Genomic DNA, 19,212 nt, shown 5'->3' with positions numbered 1-19,212 from the left:
TCCCGGTCAGAACTTCTCTAAGAGGCGGTCGTAGAAGCCCGACCCGTCCTCGCCGGCGAGTTTCTCGACGATGAGTTCCGGCGTCGAACGCGCGAGGTGGTCCTTCACGGGGGAGCGGTTCACCTGTAGTTCGCCGTCCTTCAGGCCGACCGCTTGGATGCCGTCGACGGCCACCTCGAACGACGCCGCCTCGCGTATCTCCCCGGCGAGGTGGGAGACGAACACCGCCGTCGCGTCCTGTTCGTCCAACGCTTCGAGGATGCCCGCGATAATCTTCGCCGACGCGCCGGGTTCGGTGATGCTCTCCAGTTCGTCCACCAGGACGAGGCGGCTGGCGTCGCCGTCGGCGAGTTCGCGGAAGTCGCGGAGCGTACTCTCGAACGCGCCCGCGTCGAGGGTGCCCTGCGTCTTCGCGTAGTAGTGTAACTCGGAGAAGCGTTCGAGTTCGGCGCGTTCCGCCGGGACGGGGAGTCCCATGTGCGCCAACACGACGACGACGGCGACCAAATCGAGCGTGGACGTCTTCCCGCCGGAGTTGACGCCGGAGAGGAGGGTGACGCCGGAGACGCCGTAATCGACGGGTTCCACGTCGTCGAACCCGACGTCGAGGAGGGGCGACCGGCCGCCCGCCACCTCGAACCCCTCGCCGTCGAACGCCGGGACGACGCAGTCGAAGTCGCGGGCGAACCGCGAGACGGCGAGTTCCACGTCGAGTTCGAGGGCCGCATCGACCATCTCCTCGGCGGGGTCGCGGAGGGAGGCGAGGTCCTCGGCGAGTTCGCGCTTGAGTCGCGCCGCGCGCCTGTCGCGGCCCGCCTTCAGTTCCGTCCGGAGGCGGGAGACCATCTCCTCGTTCCGTTCGACGGGGAAGGAGGCGTCGTCGGAGAACGCGCGGACGGCCACGTCCGCCTCCTCGGGTCTGAGGTTCAGCGTCTCCACGAGGTGGTCCCTCGCCGCTTCGATGGCCGCGTCGTACTCGTCTTCTAACTCCCGAGAGAGGAGCGAATCGACGCGCGCGCCCTGTTCGACAAGCGAGAGGAAGTCCGTCCCCTCGATGGTCACGTCGCGTTCGCGGATGGCGTCGCGGAGGCGGTCGTTGGCGACCGACTCGGCGGCCGAGACGGCCGTATCGAGGTCGTCCACCGCCGCCGCGAGGCGGTCGAGTTCCTCGTCGCCGACGACGGTGCCGTCCTCGTCCAGTCGGTTCAGTGCGTCCCGCAGTCTCTCGACGTCGCAGGGCGCGTTGAGGTCCGATGCCTCGTGGACGTCCGCGGCCGCCTGCACGCGTTCGCGGTTCTGCGCGAAGAACGCCAGCACCCGTTCGGGGACTATCTCGTCGGGGTTCTCCGCGGCGTCGGGGCGCACCCGAACGTCGCCCTCCACGTCCACGCCCGCGAACGTCTCGTCCAAGGCGACGACGGTGGAGTACGACCGGGCGAGTTCCGCCAAGTCGCGGGCGTCCTCGACCACCTCCACGGAGAGTTCCGGGAAGGCGTCCTTCGCCGCCGCGTAGCGTTCGGCGTCGAGGGTGGCGAGACAGCGCTCTCGGACGCGGACGCCCGAAGCGGGTTCGAGGGGTTCGACGCCGGAGAGGGCGTCCAGCACCTCGGGGTCGGGGTCGCGTTCGACCGCCTCTTCGGCGAACTCGCGGACCTCCTCGATGCGCGAGGCCGACGACGTGGGAAAGAGCGTCTCGACGCGCTTGCCGGCGTAGGCGGTGACCGTTCGGTCGCGGAGAAGCGAGAGCACGTCGCGGTACACCTCCCGGGCGCGGTCGGTGGCGAGAAAGTCGCCGTCGTCGCCGTGACGGCGGCGGATGGCGGCCCGCGCGATGGCCGCCGCGCGCCCCTCGGTGATGCCCGGGGCGCGGGCGAGTTCGGCGACGTCGCCCGCTTCGAGGGCCCGAGCGGGGTCGTCGAGTTCCGAGAGCGCGGCCGCCGTCTTCTCGCCGACGCCCGGAACGGTTTCGAGGTCCATCTCGCCGTGGAGTATCGCTCCACCCGACAAAACGTTACGGGTCGCCCGGTCGGGCCGTGTCGCCGAGATTCTCTCGGCGGGCCTCCGCGGGGGACGCCGAGGACAACGCGCTTTTGGCGCTTCGCGCGGAAGTGCATGCCATGCAACCCGACGTGGACTCGACGGGCGGTGCGGACGCTTCGGTCGAGGAGAAGGCCGAGGCGGTCCGGACGGCCCTCGGAGAACGCGACGGCGTCGTCGTCGCCTTCTCCGGCGGCGTGGACTCCGCCGTCGTCGCCGCCCTCGCGCACGACGCCCTCGGCGACCGAGCGGTGGCCTGTACGGCGCGGTCCGAGACGCTGCCGTCCTCGGAACTCGACGAGGCGCGCCGCGTCGCCGACGAAATTGGAATCAGACACGAAGTCGTCGAGTTCTCCGAGTTGGAGAATCCCGACTTCGTGGCGAACGACGGCGACCGGTGTTACCACTGCCGGACGATGCGTCTCGGCCGGATGTACGAGACGGCGCGCGAACTCGACATCGACACCGTCTGCGACGGGACGAACGCCTCGGACCCCGGCGAGGGGCACCGACCTGGCCTCCGCGCCGTCGAGGAGTTGGAAGTGTTCTCCCCGCTTTTGGCCCACGGCATCACCAAAGACGAGGTACGAGCGATAGCCGACGAGTACGGCCTCTCCGTCGCCGACAAACCCTCGATGGCCTGTCTCTCCTCGCGCATCCCCACGGGACTGGAAGTGACCGAAGAGCGACTCACGCGCGTCGAGAAGGCCGAACGCGTCCTGCGGACGTGGGGGTTCTCGCAGTTCCGCGTCCGCGACCACGACGGCCTCGCCCGCATCGAAGTCGCCCCCGACGAACTGGAGGCGGCGTTGGACATCGACTTCGTGGAGGCGGCCCGCGAACACCTGACCGACATCGGATTCGACCACGTGACCCTCGACATGCACGGCTACCGCACCGGGAGCGTCAGCCCCGCGAGCGAAGCGAGTGGGGCATCGTCGCAAGCGGAGCGAAGCGACGGCAGCCCCGCGAGCGAGGGTGACGACGGCGAGGAGGAGAGCGCTGACGACTCCGAACCGGTGGTCGAGGACGTGTTCTCGGCGGACTACCCGACGGGAGAGTAGTCCGAGAGACGGAGCCAGACCCCGGCCGCGGGCGGAGTGAGACCACGACTTACGCGCTAGTTCACGTTCTTGGACGACGTATAGGGACGTATGCGAGAACTCGTTACGACGATAGCTATCGACGCCGCGCCCGACAGGGTGTGGGAGGTGCTGACCGACTTCGAGTGCTACTCGGAGTGGAACCCGTTCATGCGGATTACGGGCCGGGCCAACGAGGGCGCGCGCATCGCGGTGGAACTCTACCCGCCGGAGGGGCGCGGCGCGGCGTTCCGACCGACCGTGACGGCGTCGGAGTACGGCCGCGAGTTCCGGTGGGTCGGTCACCTCGGCGTCCCCGGACTGTTCGACGGCGAACACCGCTTCGTCCTCGAACCCGACGCCGACGGCGAGCGAACGACGCTCACGCACGCGGAGACGTTCCGCGGCGTCCTCTCGGGGGTTCTGTTCAGAGCCGTCGGCGACAACACGGAGGCGGGCTTCCGGCAGATGAACGAGGCGTTAAAGGCGCGCGCGGAGTCGCCCGCGCCGGACATCGCCAGCGGGTGGGCCGACGGAAACGCGTCGTAACCCCCGCCCCGCCCGCCGGCGGACCGACGGTCACTCCATCCTCGTCCACCGCAGGAGGAACAGCGTTCCCTCGAACAGCGTGATCATCGTCGCGGCGATGATGATGGGTGCCATCCCCGTCGGGTCCGGACTGACGAGGAACGAGAGGCCGAGGAACGCGCCCCAGAAGAGCAGACGCCGCTGAATCAGCCAGTCCCGCGTGACGAGGTTCATCATGATGGCGAGCATGACGAACAGCGGAATCTGGAACACGATGGCCATGTAGCCCATCAGAAGGAGGATGAGGTTGAACGTCTCCTTGAGGCCGAACGCGACGGTGGCCGTCCCGGTGGTGTAGGAGGTGAAGTACGCGAAGATGGCGGGGAGGACGACGAAGTGCGCGAACGCCATGCCGACGAGGGCGAGGACGAGACTCGTCGGGACGGCCGCGAGGTAGTAGCGTCGCTCCCGCTTGTACAGGCCGGGCCGCATGAACAGGTACGTCTCGTAGACGAAGACGGGGAGTCCGACGAGGAGGCCCGCGAGGGCCGCCACCTTCAGTTCCGTCAACACGAGTTCGAGCGGTCCGTACACGCGGGGGCGGCGCTTCGCGATCTCCGGCGCGCCGGGGATGTGGCGGTTCCACAGGTAGTTGATGACCTCCGTCGCGCTCGTGAGGTCGAAGCCGAACGCGGAGTTGACGAGTTCGCCGCCCGGGAACAGAATCAGCGTGACGATGCTGCCGACGGCGAACACCACCGCGAGGCGGCGGACCATCTCTTCGATGTGGTCCGCCAGCGGCATCTCCTCGTCGCTCTCGGGGCCTTCGCCGACGATGCCGTCGTCGGCGTACTCGGTCTCGGAACGCTGTTGACGAGTCGGGGCGTTCGCCGAGGGGACTTCGCCGCCGTCGGTCCCCGTTTCGACGGCCGCCTCGCCGTCCGCGTCCGGAGCCTCTGGGTCGACGGGATCGTCCGCGTTCGGGTCGCGGCCGTCCGCGTCCGGCGCGAGGTCGTCCATCTCGTCGGGCGTGTAGTCCGCCTCGGGCCACGGGTCGGTGTCGTCGTCGTCCGAGTCGTCCGCGTTCGGAGAAGGAGCGTCAGCGTTCGGGTCGCGACCGTCCGCGTCCGGCGCGGGGTCGTCCGCGTCGTCGGGCGTGTACTCCAGCCGGTTGGTGGGCTCGTCGCCCGTCGAGTCGTCGTCCGGGCTTTCCGAATCGGATGACTCTGATACGTCGGCGTCCGGGGGAGTGTCAGAATCGGTATCGGCGTCTACGTCGCCGTCGCTCCCGGTGGCGTCCGTCTCGGGGACCTCCTCGTCGCTCTTCGCGGGGTCGGCCCCCGACCCGGACGCGAGTTCGTCGGGGGGGCTCCCCTCGTCCGTCTCCGACTCGTCGGCCATTCACCTGGAATTCACCACCCGGTTCTTATAGGCCTTTCCGCATCGCGCCGAGGTTTCGCGGTGGGTAACCGACGAGCGCGGTGAAAAAGATTGATAACCGCGAGAGGGTTTTCAGTACGTATGTCCAGCGCGCTCGACGAGGACACCCAACAGACGCTCGCGGCGGGACGAGAGACCGCCGGTGCGATGCTTCGAGCGGCGCAAAAAGACCTCCAGAAGGTGTTCATCGTCTTCCTCGTCGGCTTCCTCGGTACGTTCTACGCGCTCCGGTTGTTCATCTGGGACTTCCTGAAGAGCGTCACGGAAGCGCAGATGTCGGCCCACGTCGAGGGCAGCTACGACATCATCGCGCAGACTCCGTTCGACGTCATCCTCCTGCAGGCGAAGATAGGGTTGGTGACCGGCATCATCCTCGCCGCGCCAATCTTCCTCTACTTCTCCCGCGACGCCCTCCGCGACCGGGGCGCGTGGCCGCAGTCGCCCGTCGCGACGTGGAAGCTCGCCTTCATCGTCGTCACCTCCGCGATCCTGTTCGCCGCCGGCGTCGCCTACGGCTACTTCGTCTTCTTCCCGTTCATGTTCGCGTTCCTCGCCGGGAACGCCCTCAGCGCCGGGTTCGCGCCCACCTACTCCATCGTCATGTGGGCGCAGTTCATCTTCCTTCTGACCGTCTCGTTCGGCCTCGCGGCGCAGATGCCGCTGGCCATCACCGGCCTCTCGTACGCCGAAATCGTCCGCTACGAGACGTTCCGCGACAAGTGGCGCCACGCCGTCGTCGCCATCTTCGTCTTCGGCGCCCTGTTCTCGCCGCCGGACCCCTTCACCCAGATCATGTGGGCGCTCCCCCTGCTGTTCCTCTACGGCGGGAGCCTCTACCTCGCGAAAGTCGTCGTCACGGCGCGGCGCGGGAGCGAACGCATCAGCGTCCCCGCCGTCGCCCGGCGTCGGTGGAACCTCCTCGCCGGGAGCGCAGTCCTCGGCGGCCTCCTCGTCTACCTGTTCTACGAACGCGGCGGTCGAACCGCCTTCAACGGCTTCCTCGCCCGGTTCGGGAGCGACTACCGCGTCCCCGCACCGGGGGCAACGCTCGGCCTCTCGCCGGAGGTGTCGCTCGTGGTGTGGGCCGCCCTCGGCGCCGCCGCCTTCGCCCTCGCGACCCTCGCGTACACCGTCTACCGCGCCATCGCGGAGTCGGTCGATCCGCTCGAATCGGGGCTCGGCGAGCCGAGTCAGATAGACGTCGCCGGCCTCGACGCCTCGGGCGTCCACGCCGCGCCGCCGGAGGCGTTCGCCGACATGACCGAGGACGAGGCGATGGCCATCGCGGGGCAGGCCGTAGACGAGGGGAACCACGAGAAGGCCCAAGCCGTCCTCGACAGGTTCGACGAGGCGGAGGAACGCCGCGAGGCCGAGGAGGGCGACGGGTCCTCCGACGTGCCCGAGGACGCCGGCACCATCGAGGACAGGGCGACGCGCGCCGGCGGGACGTTCCTCGACGAGTTGACCGAGGGCGAGAAGGACGAGGACGACATCGGCGGCTACTACGCCGACATCGCGTTCATCGTCGACTCCATCACCTCGAAGACGTTCCGCATCGTCGCGGTGTTCATGCTCGTCCTCGCGGGGACGTTCGCGTGGCTCTACACGGGCGGCATCAAGGAGGTGTACGACAACTTCCTGAGCAGCCTCCCCGCCTCGGTGCACCCGGAGGAGGCCATCAACGTCGTCGCCCTCCACCCCGTCGAAGCGCTCATCTTCGAGGTGAAGTTCTCGACGCTCATCGCCGCACTCGTCACCCTCCCCATCGTCGCCTACTACGCGTGGCCGGCACTCAGAGAGCGGAACATCGTCCGCCAGCGCCGCCGGACCGTCTTCCTGTGGACCGGTTCGCTCACCGCCGGACTGCTCGGCGGCTTCGTCCTCGGCTACACGTTCATCGCCCCGACCATCATCTCGTGGTTGGTGAACGACGCGGTGCAGGCGAACATGATAATCGCCTACCGCATCACCAACTTCTTCTGGCTCATCTTCTTCACGACGGCCGGAATCGGCATCCTCGCCGACATACCGGTGGCGATGGTGCTCCTGAACGGCACGGGCATCTCCTATCAGACGATGCGGAACCGCTGGCGCGAGGTGACCGTCGGCGTCCTCGCGTTCGCCGCCGTCTTCACGCCCGCCGGCATCATGACGATGTTCCTCGTCACCGTCCCCCTCATGGTCGCCTACGGCATCGGCCTCGGCGTCCTATTCATCGTTACGTTGGGCGGGCGGCGCAACCTCGCTCCCGCCCGCGGCGCGGACATCTAGAGACCCACTTTTTCTCGGGGGCGCTACGCGCCCCCGACAAAACCTGGAGGAAAAAACGGCGGACGGTCGGCGAACTGCCGTAGGCCCGTTCCGGGGGCGTACCGGCACCCGAACGGAACGGTCCGGGCGGTCGATATTCGAACGGTCATCTCGTGGTATGAAGACCGTATGCTTAATACCGCGTTACGACCCAAGAGCCGAGTATGGCCAAGATAAGCGTCGAGATACCCGACGAGTTGCTCGCGGACCTCGACGAACACGTCGGCGACGACGGGAAGTTCGTCAACCGGAGCGACGCCATTCGGGCGTCGGTTCGGAAGACGTTGGACGTACTGGACGAGATAGACCAGCGCCACGGACGACTCGAAGATGAGTGAGCGAGGACCGGCGACCGGACAGGTCGTCCTCATCGGACTGTTCGTCACGGCGTTGGTGACGGCGCAACTGACCGCCTCGAAACTGCTGGCGTTCGGTCTGCCCCTCGCGTTCCCGGTGACGGGCGACAGCATCGTCCTCCCCGGGGCGGCGTTGGCCTACGCGCTCACCTTCTTCGCCTCGGACTGCTACTCGGAGTTGTACGGCCGCCGGGCGGCGCAGGTGATGGTCAACGTGGGCTTCGCGATGAACTTCGTCCTCCTCGCGTTGGTGTGGGGGACCGTCTTCGCCCCCGCCGCGGACCCCGAGTTCGGCGCGCAGTTCCGGAGCGTCGTCGCGCCGGGGACGAACATCGTCGTCGGGAGTCTGCTGGCGTACGTGGTGAGTCAGAACTGGGACGTGGTGGTCTTCCACCGCATCCGCGAGGCGACGGGCGGGTCGATGCTGTGGCTCCGCAACATCGCCTCGACGGCGACGAGTCAGGCGCTGGATACGGTCATCTTCGTCGCCGTCGCCTTCCTCGTCGCGCCGGCGGTGCTCGGCTTCGGCGAGGCGCTTCCGACCGAGGTGGTGCTATCGCTCGTCGTCGGACAGTACCTCCTGAAACTGCTCATCGCCCTCGTGGACACGCCGTTCGTCTACGGCGTGGTCGCCCTGTTCGGCGGCGAACGAGCGAGCGTGCCGGACGACGCGTGGACGGTCGAGTAACGAGACGGCGAACGGACCCTACTCCTCTACGACTTCCGCGAAGCCGAAGTTCGGCTTGAGGTCGGTGACGCGGACGCGCACGTCGTCGCCCGCCTCCGTCTCCGGGACGAACAGCGTGTAGCCGTCGACTTTCGCGACGCCGTCGCCCTCGCTCCCCACGTCGTCGATGGTCACGTCCACCTCGTCGCCGGTGGCGACGGGGGCGGTGATGCGGTGCTTGCCGACGAGGTACTGCTCGGAGGACTGGTCGCGGGAGGCGTCCGGTCGGATGGAGCGGACGTACTGGAACTCCCGCTCCATGTCCGCGCGGAGGTCCTCGACGTCCGGGCCGTCGAACACCTTCACCGCGAGATCGCCGCCGGCCGGGAGCAGTTCGAGTGCGACCTCGAACGCCTGCCGGGCGAGGTGGACCGAGCGGGCGTGGTCCAGCGAGTACTCGCCGGTCATGTTCGGGGCCATGTCCGAGATGACGACGTCCGCGCCCTCGTCGCCGATTCGCTCGCGGAGTTTCTCCTTCGTCTCCTCGTCGGTCATGTCGCCGCGGATGGTCTCGACGGTGTCGGCCTCCACGTCGCGGATTCGCTGGAGGTCCACGCCGATTACCTGCCCCCGCGGGCCGACTTCCTCGGCGGCGACCTGTAGCCACCCGCCGGGGGCCGCCCCGAGGTCCACCACGGTGTTGCCGGGGCCGAACAACCCCGCGTCCTCGTCTAACTGCTTCAGCTTGTACGCCGAACGGGCGCGATAGCCCTCCTGCTTCGCCTTGTTGTAGTAGTGGTCTCGTTTCGTCATGCCTACCTCACTGAGTTCGACGGTGCGTTTCGCAGGCGAACTATCGACGAATCAGCGTTCATACTACGCGTAACGCCGTCGAACCGGAAAGGGACATCGAATGGACTCGCCCTCTCCCTCGACAACGCAAAGGACGAACTCCTCCCAGTGCCGTCCCGCGGTGCTCGCACGGTTTCGCTTTCCGGGCGACGCCTGACCCCCTCGCTGAGGCCGCAGGCGAACGTGAAGGGCCGGATTACCGACCCCCTCTTTCGACTCGAACGGGCCGCCATCTCTACGGCACCCGAACGTTTACCATACGGTAAACCAATTAGATGGTCACATCCGGGCGCGCCCGCGAGACGGGCGTTCCCCGGCGAGGAGGACGATTCAGTATGTCCGATACCAACACACAGTCGGCGGCTCAGGGGAAGATCCTGAACGGAATCACGGTTCTCGACCTCTCAACGTTCGTTACCGGCGGGTTTAGCTCCGCGATGTTCGCCAATCTTGGTGCCGAGGTGATCAAGATCGAGCAGCCGGGCTACGGCGATGCGATCCGTCACACCGGACCGCCGTTCATCGAGGGAGAGTCGCCGTACTATTGGACGGTCAACTACGGAAAACAGAGTCTCGAACTCGACCTGAAGAACGACCGAGCGAGAGAAGCCCTCTACGAACTAGCCGAGGAGGCGGACGTTTTCATTCAGAACTACCGTCCGGGAACTGCTGAACGCCTCGACGTCGACTACGAGTCCATCAGAGAACACAACGAAGGGATCATCTATCTCGCCATCTCCGCGTTCGGTCAGACGGGGCCGTGGGCGAAGCGGTCGGGGTACGACCTTCTGATTCAGGGGATGAGCGGCATCATGAGCGTGACCGGAGAGGAGGGCCGGCAGCCCGTCAAGGTCGGACTTCCGGTGACCGACCTCATCACGGCGATGTGGGCCGCCTTCGGGGCGACCGCCGCGTTGTACAGGCGCGCGCAGACCGGGGAGGGCGAGTACATCGACCTCGGGATGCTGGAGGCGACGCTCCCGTGGCTCACCAAGCAAGCCGGGCAGGTGTTCGCCGGGGAGGAGCCGAAGCGGATGGGAACGAAGGACCCCGTACTCGCTCCGTACCAGACGTTCGAAACCGCCGACGGCTACCTCAACGTCTGCATCCTCAACGAGAAGCTCTGGCACGAACTGTGCGAGGCGATCGACCGACCCGACCTCCCGGCGGACGAGCGATTCGAGGAGAACGCCGACCGGGTCGACCATCAGGACGAACTAGAGGCGGAGATAGAAGCCACGCTCACGGGGAAGACGACCGCCGAGTGGATCGAGATCATCGCCGAGGAAGCCGGCGTCCCGGCCGGCCCGGTTTTCGAGGTCGAGGAAGCGCTGAACAACCCGCAGATCGACTACCGAGGGACGATCACCGAGATCGATCATCCCGAGTTGGGGTCGGTACCGGTGATCGAGCACCCCCTGAAGTTCGAGAACAGCGATAGCGGATTCGAACTGGCTCCGCCGCTCTTGGGGGAACACAATCGTGACGTCTTCCGCGAGTTGGGATACTCGGAGGCGGAGATCGACGAGATGGCGGAGCTAGGCGTGTTCGGGGAGCAGGACGGGGCCGAAGGCGCCCGATGACGGACGTACCGATCGTCGAGGTCGGAACGACCGATGTCGCGCCGGAGACGTCGGATCGACGGAGGGGTAGTGACAACCCCCTCATCGGACCGATACGTTCCCAAAGCGGGCGGAGAACTACCGAGGGTCCGCGTGGAGCGATTCGAGAATGAACTCGTCGATCGCCTTTCGTGTCTCCTGGGGCGCGTCGTCGTGACCGAGGGCGAGTTTGCGACCGCGAGCGGCGTGGATCACGTCCGTGATGAGCTGGCCCATCCTCGCGGCGTCGACCTCGCGAAAGACGCCCTGCTCCATCCCGTCTTCGACGACTTCGGTGATGCTCGACCGGATCCGCTCGTAGTGGTCGTTGAAGATCTCTCGGTGTTGCTCGTCGTTCTGTGCGTGCGTGAACAGTTCGTGATAGACCTTCATCCGATCCCAGTGGCCGAAGTCCTCGAACTCGGGACCGAAGAGACACTGATCGATTCGAGCGTCGAGCTCCTCTCGGGGAGGTGCGTCCGGATCGACCTCCACGCTCCCCTCGTACTGTTGGATGATGTACTCGAGGAAGCGGGACATCAGGTCGTACTTACCGTCGAAGTGGTAGTGGATGACCTGCCGCGTCATCTCCATCTCGTCTCCGATATCTCGCATCCTGAGTTCGCTGTATCCGTGCTTGCTGAGGGCGCGGAAGGTCGCCTCCATAATCGCCTCTTGAGTGTCGGTGGAGGCGGTCTCCTCGCCGGGGGGGCTCATATTACGGAATAGTCCGCTGCGATAGTTATATCGCTTGTCTTACCGAGTGTGCACCGATTTACCGCACGGTAAATTATTTACAACCTTAGTCCGAATCACCGCTCGATCATGACAGAGAAAGTCATACAGGGTGGGACGGTCGTCTCTCTCGACCCGGAGATCGGCGATGTAGAGGACGCCGACGTTCTCATGGAAGACGGCGAGATCGTCGAGATCGGACGCGGACTGTCGACCTCGAACGCGGAAGTGATCGACGCGGAAGACCACATCGTGCTGCCGGGGTTCGTCGACTCTCACATCCACCTCTGGCAGACGCAGGTTCGAGGGATCGCGGGCGACTGGTCGTTGATGGGCGATTACTTCAGCGATATGCTCGGCAACATCGCCGGACTCTACCGACCCGAGGATATGTACCTCGGGAACCTGTTCGGCTCCCTCGAGAAGTTGTACACGGGGACGACGACGGCCATGGACTGGTCGCACGCGATCAACACACCCGAGCACGCGGAGCGAGCGGTTGACGGCATCAAGGACGCCGGACTCAGGGCGGTGTACGCGTACGGCCCGCCCGGCGATGACGCCGAGAAGTGGTGGTTCGACAGTTCGACGCCGCATCCGGAGGAACAGGTCCGGGAACTCCGAGAGGAGAAGATCGCGGACGACGACCTTCTGTCGCTCGGCGTCGCCCTCCGGGGCCCGGACTTCACGACCGAGGAGGTGGCACGCGGAGACATCGAACTGGCCCGCGACCTCGGCGTCGTCGCGACCATTCACATGGGCGCGGCCCAGTGGACGTCCTCGGAGTACAACCCCGAGTATCAGGGCTTCGGCGCGATCGAGGACATGCTCGGGCCGGACGTGAACGTCGCCCACGCGAATCACTTCTCGCAGGAGGACATCGAACACGCCGTCGAGGAGGGGGTTTCCTTCTCGGCGACGCCGGAGGTGGAGATGCAGATGGGCCACGGCATCCCCGTGACCGGGAAGGTGATGGAGGCGGGCGGACGCCCGACGTGGGGCGTCGACGTCTGCTCCGGCGTCAGCGGCGATATGGGGAGTCAGATGCGGATCGGACTCCAAGTTCAGCGGATGCTGGAGAATCAGGAACTGCTCGAAGGGGGCGAGGACGTGATGGAGGTGAACATCACCGCCCGCGACACACTCGAGATGGCGACGATCGAAGGGGCGCGGGCGCTGAACATGGAAGACGAGATCGGGACGCTCACGCCCGGGAAGCGGGCGGACATCATCATGATCGACACGAGTGACTTCATGACCGCTCCGAGCCATTCGCCGGTGCAGACCGCCGTGTTCCAGTCGGATCAGTCCCACATCGACACGGTACTCGTCGACGGGGAGGTCGTCGTCTCCGACGGGGAACTGAGGAACTCCAAGGTGAACGAGGAGTTCGACCGATTCGTCGAGTCCGGTCGTCGCCTCATCGGCGAGGCCGGCGTCGACCTCTGAACTGCGTTCGCCCGTATTTATCATCAACTGACAGTGAGCATTACGACACACGAAGATGCGACTCGGACAATACAGTACGGAAGACGCGGAGGAAGCGTGGACGGGAATACGACTCGACGACGAGACGGTGGTGAACCTCCCGGAGGCCGGTGCGGCCGCCGGCGTCGAACTCCCGAGAACGAGTACAGATCTGCTCGCCAGTTGGGAGTGGCGGGAGAAGACCGAACTCGCCGTCAAGTACGCCGAAGAGACCGAAACCGGACTCTACGACCTCGACGGCGTCACCCGGCACGCGCCGGTCACGAACCCCGGGAAGGTCGTCTGCGTCGGGTTGAACTACCGAGACCACGCCGAGGAGGGGGACAATCCGATCCCCGACACGCCGGTACTCTTCTCGAAGTTCCCGACGACGGTGACGGGGCCGAACGGCACGATCGCGTGGGATCCAGACCTGACGGGGAAAGTCGACTACGAGGCGGAGTTGGTCGTCGTCATCGGTCGCGAGGCCCGACGCGTAGACGAGGACGAGGCGCTTGAGCACGTCGCCGGATTCCTCGTCGGAAACGACGTCTCGGCGCGCGATCTCCAGCACGGTGACGGTCAGTGGGTGCGCGGGAAGAGCCTCGACTCGTTCGCGCCGATCGGGCCGGAGTTGGTTACGCCCGACGAGGTGTCCGACCCGCACGACTTGGACATCTGGGCGGAGGTGAACGGCGAACGACTGCAGGACTCCTCGACGTCGAATCTCATCTTCGGGATCGACGAGCTCGTCTCCTTCTGCAGTCAGGCGTTCACGCTCGAGCCGGGCGATCTCCTCTTCACCGGAACGCCGCCCGGCGTGGGGGTCTATCGGGAGCCGCCGGTGTTGCTGGAGGACGGCGACAGCGTCACGATCGGGATCGAGGAACTCGGCGAGTTGACGAACGACTGCGCGTTCGAGTAGGCCGGCGCGGCGCTCTCAGCCGGAGAACCCGTACACCTCTCGCGGGTTTTCGAGCACGACCCGCCGGATCGCGTCCGGCTCGATGCCGTAGCGGTACAGTTCGAAGATCGCTCGCTTGATCGCGTACGGATCCGTCCGGAGGACGTTCGCGCAGTCGGTGTCGATCATGATCCGCTCGGGCCCGTACTCGTCGATGGCGTCGGCCACGTCCGCCGCGTCGACGCCGATCAGCCACGAGTGACCGATGGTGAAGCTGAGGTAGCAGTCCGTCTCGCGCATCAGATAGTCGGTGTTGTTCTGGTCGGCGTGCGAGGCGACGACCCGCGTCTCGTCCAAACCGGCGTCGCGCGCCGCCTCGACGTCGATCTTCACCGATTCTAAGGCGGGGTTCTCGCCCGTGATCACCGGACGCTGACCGAGCGTCGTGTTCTTCTCGTAGCCGGGGATCCCCAGTCTGGGCCGGTAGCTTCGCCCGCCGCTACCGCCGGAACGGTTCGGCGTGTGGAGAATCACGGGCAGGCCGTGATCGTCGGCGATCTCCATCTGCGCCTGAACGACGGCGCGTTGCTCGTCGACCTCCCACGACTCGGCGTGTTGGGACGGAGTCACGCCGGTTTCGCCGACGGCGACCACCTCGTCGAGAGCGCAGTAGTCGTCCATCGCATCGAGCAACTCGTCGGGGTTCTCGATGCGGACGCCGGTGTGGATACCGAGTCCGAGTCGGGGAGTGAAAAAGTGGTTCTGTTCGATCGCGGCTCGGCGGTTGACGGCGTCGTCCCACAGGTAGCGAACGTCGTCGGCCTCCACCGGCTTGTACGGCGTCCAGTGGTATCCCGATGCGACCATGACCATCCCCTCGCAGCCGGAGAGCGCGTACCGTTCGCGGTCGTCCCACGAGAGCGTGTGCGCGTGGTTATGGCCGTCTATCCACGGCAGGTTGAGTAACTCTGTCGGAAGCGAGGGCGGTTCGTCGTCCAGATGCGCCGCGTCGGTCGGTCGCTTTGTGGGTTCGGTCGGGTTCATGGGAGGGGAAGCGCGTACTGGCGGTCGAGAGTGACGTCCGTCGACTCCCGTTCGGAAGGGCCTTACTTAGCGTTTTACGGCTCGGTAAATATTTATTAGTATGCCATACGGCATCACAACACATGACGCTCCTGATCGGAACAGACGAGGGACTGTACCGGGTCGACAGGATCCCGTTCGAGAGAGGTGACGCGGAGCGGATCTTAGACTGCGGCGTCGTGACCGCCGTTCGGACGTTCGACCACGTCGAGGGCGTCTTCGTCGCGTCATCGGAGGGGGCATTCCGTTCGAGAGGCGACGGCGACGCGTGGACAGATTTGGGCGTCCCGCTGGGTGACCGATTTTGGCACGCCGGACAGAGCGAGGTCTGGTCGATACTCGCCACCGCGGACGGGGCGCTGTACGCGGGAACGAACGACCCCTACATCTACCGATCGATCGACGATGGCGAGACGTGGTCGGAACTGAAGGGGTTCCGCGACCTGCCTTCGAGAGGCCACTGGGAGTCGCCGATCGATCCCCACTACGCACGACTCCGCGCGTTGGAGTCCGTTCCCGGTCGTCCGAATCGACTGATCGCGGGGGTCGAGGCCGGAGGAATTCACCTCAGCAACGACGGAGGACAGACGTGGCTCGACCGGCGCGAGACGATCATCGACGACGTCCACCAGATCCTCCCGATCTCCGAAGACGTCTGGCTCGCGACGACCGGGTACCTCGACCACGATCTGGAGAACCTCGGTCTCGGCCACGCCGTCGGCGAGGGAGGCCTCTACCGAACGACTGACGCGGGAGACTCGTGGGACCGGATCGATACGGGAAACGACTTCTCGTACATCCGGCGCGTGTTCGCTCACGACGGGACGGTCTTCTTCTGCGGCGGCGAGGAAGCCCCGCCCGCGTGGGTGAACGACGAGCACGAGGCGGCGCTGTTCGAGTCGACGAACTTCGGTCGCGACTTCGAACGCGTCCCGTATCCGGGCGAACCGCACGAGGTCATCGAGACGTGGGACGTGCACGAGGGCGACGTCGTCTGCGGGTCGGGACTGTTCGACGTGCCGGACGCGCGAGAGGACGTCGAGGGCCGCATCATGCGTCGGGACGACGACGGCACATACCACAGCGTCGGCCGAGTGGAGTCGAACGTCAGTCGTATCGCCGCCCTCTGACCGGGAAGACGATTCCGGAGAAGAACAGTTCGCGAACCATCGACGCAATCTCCGACCACCGACTCAATGACATCGAACGATCCACCGTCTGCGCTCGGCCGACTCCTGTACAGCGGAATCCTCGCCTACATGGCGATTGACGGATTCAAAAACAACGAGAAGCGAGTGAAGGCCGCGGAAGCCAGCGGAGTACCCGCCCCGGAGTTGCTCGTTCCGTTCGTCACCGGAATGCTGTTCGTCGCCAATCTCGGGATCCTCCTTTGGAAGTATCCGCGCGCTTCGGCGGGTGCCCTCGTCGTGTTCTTCCTCGGAACGACGCCGGTCATCCACAACTTCTGGACGATGGAGGGTGAGGAGCGTCAGGGGAACAAGATCAACTTCCTGAAGAACTGCGCGCTACTCGGCTGTAGCATCATGCTGCTGGACGAGGCGGCGAAGACGGCCGACTGACGCCACGTCTCTTCCGCGCACGGGTTCTGTTTCTGTTCTCGTGTACGGAACGTCGCCGGCGGCCGTCGATGGAGGGTGCCGAAGGACTTCGCGGTCGAGAGGTGGCGTTCAGCGAGTAGGCGCGATAGACCGCGAGGAGTAGTCGGAGTAGTGGCTTCGTTTCGTCAGCCGTAGTCGCGGGGAGTCGCCCGCGCGCAGTCGCGCCCGACGCACGGGAACACTCTATCACACCGAGAAACCGGGGGGATTTTTAAGCCCGATATCCTATCACCGTCCATATGTTCAAGGCCATCGTCAGCGCCTCCACGCTCCGGGACGCGCTGGATTCGGTGAGCGTACTCGTCGACGAGTGTAAGATACGACTCAACGAGGACGGACTCGCGATTCGTGCCGTGGACCCCGCGAACGTCGGCATGGTCGATCTGTCTCTCGACGCCGCGGCGTTCGAGTCCTACGAGGCCGATGGCGGCGTCATCGGCGTCAACCTCTCGAAACTCGAAGACTTCGTCGGCATGGCCGACTCCAGCCAGCTCGTCGAGCTCGAACTCGACGAGGAGACGCGGAAGCTGAACATCCGCATCGAGGGGCTCTCCTCGACGCTGGCGCTCATCGACCCCGACTCCATCCGGCAGGAACCCGACATCCCGGACCTCGATCTGGCCGCCGAAATCGTCCTCGAAGGCGCGCAACTCGACCGCGGTATTAAGGCCGCGGACATGGTCTCCGACCACGTCCGCCTCCGCGTGGACGACGTCGAGGAGGCGTTCCACATCCAAGCGCAGGGCGACACCGACGACGTGGACTTCGAGCTCGACGCCGAGGACCTCATCGACCTCACCGCCGGGCAGGCCGACTCGCTGTTCTCCCTGGACTACCTCAAGGACATGAACAAGGCCATCCCGAAGGACGCCGAGGTCACCGTCGAACTCGGCGAGGAGTTCCCCGTCAAGCTGCACTACCGCGTCGCGGAGGGGCAGGGCAACGTCACCTACATGCTCGCGCCGCGCATCCAGAGCGACTGAAGACGCTCTCTCTTCTCGTTTTCGCCGTCGGCACGACCGATCACTCGTCTCCCGCGCCCGTCTCGACGCTCTCGCCGTCGTCGCGGCGAGCGGTTCGAACGGTTCGGGCCGCGAGGAGGGCGACCACCGGAACGACGAGTACCGCGCCGGCGACAAACGGCGACCAGTACGCGACGACGTAGAGCGCCGCCATCGACGGCGGACCGACGGTTCGCCCGAGGCTCCCCGCGCCCTGGGTGACGCCGAAGGCGTTGCCCTGCCTGTCGGCGGGGACCGACCGCGAGACGAGCGTGGAGAGGGCGACGTTCAGCAGGCTGTTTCCGAGCGAGAGGCCCGCCAAGACGAGCAGTAAGGCGAGAACCGAGGCGGTGAGCCACGGGGGGCCGCCGACTTCGGGAACGGCCGAGCCGAGGGCGTGGGAGAACGGAAGCGCCGCGAGGGCGACGGCGAGAATCGTCGCGCCCGCGACGGCGACGGCGCGTTCCCCGTACCGACGGGAGAGGCGGCCCACGACGACGCCCTGATTCAGCACGGCGAGGACGCCGACGTAGGAGAGGAGAAGCGCGGTCTGCGTCTCGTCGTAGCCGTACAGGTCCGCGGCGTACGGGATGAACATGACCTGAATCCCCGAGAACGCGACGGAGACGAGGAAGAAGGAGACGACGAGGCCGCGAATCGACGGGTCGCGGAGCGCGCCCGCGAACTGGCCGACGAGCGTCGTCCGACTCGCGACCCCCCGAGTCCGGTTCGGTTCCGGGAGAAACAGCGCGGCGGACGCGAACGCGACCAGGCTGAAGAACGCGGCGGCGAAACTCGGCAGCGAGAAGCGCGTCGCGGGGACGAATTGGGGGAGAACGGTCCGGGCCGCCGCGACGGCCTCCTCGCTGGCGAAGACGCCGCCGATGGCGGGGCCGAAGACGAACCCGAGGCCGAACGCCGCGCCGACGAGTCCGAGGGCGGCGGCGCGGCGGTCCGCGGGCGTCACGTCCGCGATGTACGCCTGCGCGGTGGCGATGTTGCCGCCCATCGCGCCCGCGAGCATCCGCGAGGCGAACAGCGTCGCCAGCGCCGGCACGGTGCCGAAGAGGATGCCCACCTGCGTCCCCAACCCGAACACCGTCCACGCGACGGTGTTGCCCGCGAGCGACAGCATCAGCACCGGACGGCGGCCGCGCGAGTCCGAGACGCGCCCGAGAAGCGGCGCGGAGAGGAACTGCATCGCCGAGTAGGAGGCGGCGAGCAGGCCGATGAACACGTCGCTGGTGGCGAAGCTACGGACGTAGAAGGGCAGGATGGGGATGACGACGCCGAAGCCGAGTAGGTCGACGAAGACGATGCCGACCACGATGGCGAGGGCGCCTTTCGGCGCGTCTACCGACTCCGCGGGCGGAGCGTCGGGCGACCCGGGACCGGCGGATGCGCCCTCCGGTGTACTCACGCCCCACCGCACGGGCGGTGGAGCCGTAATTCTACCGACTAGTCAGTCCGATAATAGTTCAGGGTGTCGAGTCAATCCGGCGGGCGGCGACGCCGCCGGGGACGACGCTC

Annotated in this window: 17 protein-coding genes; 11 read left to right on the top strand and 6 right to left on the bottom strand. The window is 66.3% G+C overall.

Annotated elements, in window-relative coordinates; all coding sequences use genetic code 11:
- Positions 1–6: 6 nt before the first annotated feature.
- Complete coding sequence (locus ACZ522_RS12155; protein WP_379699133.1) at positions 7–1,977, bottom strand: MutS-related protein; 1,971 nt, start codon at positions 1,975–1,977, stop codon at positions 7–9.
- A gap of 140 nt (positions 1,978–2,117) precedes the next feature.
- Here ACZ522_RS12155 and larE point away from each other — a divergent pair, with 140 nt between their 5' ends.
- Positions 2,118–3,101: an ATP-dependent sacrificial sulfur transferase LarE gene (gene larE / locus ACZ522_RS12150; RefSeq protein WP_379699134.1), complete on the top strand. Its 984-nt coding sequence runs from the start codon at positions 2,118–2,120 to the stop codon at positions 3,099–3,101.
- A 90-nt stretch (positions 3,102–3,191) separates the two neighbouring features.
- Positions 3,192–3,668 carry an SRPBCC family protein gene (locus tag ACZ522_RS12145; protein ID WP_379699135.1) on the top strand — a complete coding sequence of 159 codons (477 nt, stop codon included), beginning with the start codon at positions 3,192–3,194 and terminating at the stop codon, positions 3,666–3,668.
- Between the two features lie 30 nt (positions 3,669–3,698).
- Here ACZ522_RS12145 and tatC (ACZ522_RS12140) read toward each other — a convergent pair whose 3' ends face one another.
- On the bottom strand, positions 3,699–5,048 hold the full coding sequence (gene tatC / locus ACZ522_RS12140) for a twin-arginine translocase subunit TatC (RefSeq protein ID WP_379699137.1): 1,350 nt from the start codon (positions 5,046–5,048) through the stop codon (positions 3,699–3,701).
- Positions 5,049–5,168: 120 nt separating this feature from the next.
- On the opposite strand from tatC (ACZ522_RS12140), the gene tatC (ACZ522_RS12135) reads away from it, so the two are divergent.
- The 3 genes from tatC (ACZ522_RS12135) (at position 5,169) to ACZ522_RS12125 (ending at position 8,441) form a co-directional block, all read left to right on the top strand.
- A complete protein-coding gene (gene tatC, locus ACZ522_RS12135) occupies positions 5,169–7,358 on the top strand; it encodes a twin-arginine translocase subunit TatC (RefSeq protein ID WP_379699139.1) in 2,190 nt (729 codons plus the stop codon).
- Positions 7,359–7,561: 203 nt separating this feature from the next.
- Complete coding sequence (locus tag ACZ522_RS12130) at positions 7,562–7,735, top strand: ribbon-helix-helix domain-containing protein (RefSeq protein ID WP_379699141.1); 174 nt, start codon at positions 7,562–7,564, stop codon at positions 7,733–7,735.
- Positions 7,728–8,441, top strand: coding sequence for a queuosine precursor transporter (locus ACZ522_RS12125; RefSeq protein WP_379699143.1), 714 nt, complete (start codon positions 7,728–7,730; stop codon positions 8,439–8,441). Before ACZ522_RS12130 ends, ACZ522_RS12125 begins: the two co-directional genes overlap by 8 nt.
- An 18-nt stretch (positions 8,442–8,459) precedes the next feature.
- Here the strand turns inward: ACZ522_RS12125 and ACZ522_RS12120 are convergent, their stop codons facing one another.
- Positions 8,460–9,233, bottom strand: coding sequence for a 23S rRNA (uridine(2552)-2'-O)-methyltransferase (locus ACZ522_RS12120; protein ID WP_379699145.1), 774 nt, complete (start codon positions 9,231–9,233; stop codon positions 8,460–8,462).
- A 374-nt stretch (positions 9,234–9,607) separates the two neighbouring features.
- Here ACZ522_RS12120 and ACZ522_RS12115 point away from each other — a divergent pair, with 374 nt between their 5' ends.
- Complete coding sequence (locus tag ACZ522_RS12115) at positions 9,608–10,855, top strand: CaiB/BaiF CoA transferase family protein (RefSeq protein ID WP_379699147.1); 1,248 nt, start codon at positions 9,608–9,610, stop codon at positions 10,853–10,855.
- Positions 10,856–10,972: 117 nt separating this feature from the next.
- Here the strand turns inward: ACZ522_RS12115 and ACZ522_RS12110 are convergent, their stop codons facing one another.
- Positions 10,973–11,590, bottom strand: a complete 618-nt coding sequence (locus ACZ522_RS12110; RefSeq protein ID WP_379699148.1) for a TetR/AcrR family transcriptional regulator — start codon at positions 11,588–11,590, stop codon at positions 10,973–10,975.
- Between the two features lie 108 nt (positions 11,591–11,698).
- Here ACZ522_RS12110 and ACZ522_RS12105 point away from each other — a divergent pair, with 108 nt between their 5' ends.
- Together ACZ522_RS12105 and ACZ522_RS12100 are read left to right on the top strand one after the other, a co-directional pair.
- Positions 11,699–13,057 (top strand): amidohydrolase family protein, encoded by a 1,359-nt coding sequence (locus ACZ522_RS12105; protein WP_379699150.1) that lies wholly within the window; start codon positions 11,699–11,701, stop codon positions 13,055–13,057.
- Between the two features lie 55 nt (positions 13,058–13,112).
- On the top strand, positions 13,113–14,000 hold the full coding sequence (locus tag ACZ522_RS12100) for a fumarylacetoacetate hydrolase family protein (RefSeq protein WP_379699152.1): 888 nt from the start codon (positions 13,113–13,115) through the stop codon (positions 13,998–14,000).
- Between the two features lie 15 nt (positions 14,001–14,015).
- On the opposite strand, the gene ACZ522_RS12095 is transcribed toward ACZ522_RS12100, so the two are convergent.
- A complete protein-coding gene (locus ACZ522_RS12095; protein ID WP_379699154.1) occupies positions 14,016–15,023 on the bottom strand; it encodes a TatD family hydrolase in 1,008 nt (335 codons plus the stop codon).
- A gap of 122 nt (positions 15,024–15,145) precedes the next feature.
- Between ACZ522_RS12095 and ACZ522_RS12090 the strand changes: the two genes are divergently transcribed.
- From ACZ522_RS12090 to ACZ522_RS12080, 3 genes are all read left to right on the top strand, one after another.
- Positions 15,146–16,192, top strand: coding sequence for a WD40/YVTN/BNR-like repeat-containing protein (locus ACZ522_RS12090; protein ID WP_379699156.1), 1,047 nt, complete (start codon positions 15,146–15,148; stop codon positions 16,190–16,192).
- A 66-nt stretch (positions 16,193–16,258) separates the two neighbouring features.
- Positions 16,259–16,642, top strand: coding sequence for a DoxX family protein (locus ACZ522_RS12085; protein ID WP_379699158.1), 384 nt, complete (start codon positions 16,259–16,261; stop codon positions 16,640–16,642).
- A 278-nt stretch (positions 16,643–16,920) separates the two neighbouring features.
- Positions 16,921–17,664: a DNA polymerase sliding clamp gene (locus ACZ522_RS12080; RefSeq protein ID WP_092538328.1), complete on the top strand. Its 744-nt coding sequence runs from the start codon at positions 16,921–16,923 to the stop codon at positions 17,662–17,664.
- A 40-nt stretch (positions 17,665–17,704) separates the two neighbouring features.
- On the opposite strand, the gene ACZ522_RS12075 is transcribed toward ACZ522_RS12080, so the two are convergent.
- Positions 17,705–19,102, bottom strand: a complete 1,398-nt coding sequence (locus ACZ522_RS12075) for an MFS transporter (RefSeq protein WP_379699161.1) — start codon at positions 19,100–19,102, stop codon at positions 17,705–17,707.
- Between the last annotated feature and the right edge of the window lie 110 nt (positions 19,103–19,212).

The sequence above is a fragment of the Halopelagius fulvigenes genome (assembly GCF_055398025.1).
This window is presented reverse-complemented; position numbering and strand designations above follow the sequence as displayed.

Bases quoted from the DNA above. Each gene is read 5' to 3' on its own strand.
- ACZ522_RS12155 (WP_379699133.1), bottom strand. From the start codon at position 1,977: ATGGACCTCGAAACCGTTCCGGGCGTCGGCGAGAAGACGGCGGCCGCG.
- larE (WP_379699134.1), top strand. From the start codon at position 2,118: ATGCAACCCGACGTGGACTCGACGGGCGGTGCGGACGCTTCGGTCGAG.
- ACZ522_RS12145 (WP_379699135.1), top strand. From the start codon at position 3,192: ATGCGAGAACTCGTTACGACGATAGCTATCGACGCCGCGCCCGACAGG.
- tatC (WP_379699137.1), bottom strand. From the start codon at position 5,048: ATGGCCGACGAGTCGGAGACGGACGAGGGGAGCCCCCCCGACGAACTC.
- tatC (WP_379699139.1), top strand. From the start codon at position 5,169: ATGTCCAGCGCGCTCGACGAGGACACCCAACAGACGCTCGCGGCGGGA.
- ACZ522_RS12130 (WP_379699141.1), top strand. From the start codon at position 7,562: ATGGCCAAGATAAGCGTCGAGATACCCGACGAGTTGCTCGCGGACCTC.
- ACZ522_RS12125 (WP_379699143.1), top strand. From the start codon at position 7,728: ATGAGTGAGCGAGGACCGGCGACCGGACAGGTCGTCCTCATCGGACTG.
- ACZ522_RS12120 (WP_379699145.1), bottom strand. From the start codon at position 9,233: ATGACGAAACGAGACCACTACTACAACAAGGCGAAGCAGGAGGGCTAT.
- ACZ522_RS12115 (WP_379699147.1), top strand. From the start codon at position 9,608: ATGTCCGATACCAACACACAGTCGGCGGCTCAGGGGAAGATCCTGAAC.
- ACZ522_RS12110 (WP_379699148.1), bottom strand. From the start codon at position 11,590: ATGAGCCCCCCCGGCGAGGAGACCGCCTCCACCGACACTCAAGAGGCG.
- ACZ522_RS12105 (WP_379699150.1), top strand. From the start codon at position 11,699: ATGACAGAGAAAGTCATACAGGGTGGGACGGTCGTCTCTCTCGACCCG.
- ACZ522_RS12100 (WP_379699152.1), top strand. From the start codon at position 13,113: ATGCGACTCGGACAATACAGTACGGAAGACGCGGAGGAAGCGTGGACG.
- ACZ522_RS12095 (WP_379699154.1), bottom strand. From the start codon at position 15,023: ATGAACCCGACCGAACCCACAAAGCGACCGACCGACGCGGCGCATCTG.
- ACZ522_RS12090 (WP_379699156.1), top strand. From the start codon at position 15,146: ATGACGCTCCTGATCGGAACAGACGAGGGACTGTACCGGGTCGACAGG.
- ACZ522_RS12085 (WP_379699158.1), top strand. From the start codon at position 16,259: ATGACATCGAACGATCCACCGTCTGCGCTCGGCCGACTCCTGTACAGC.
- ACZ522_RS12080 (WP_092538328.1), top strand. From the start codon at position 16,921: ATGTTCAAGGCCATCGTCAGCGCCTCCACGCTCCGGGACGCGCTGGAT.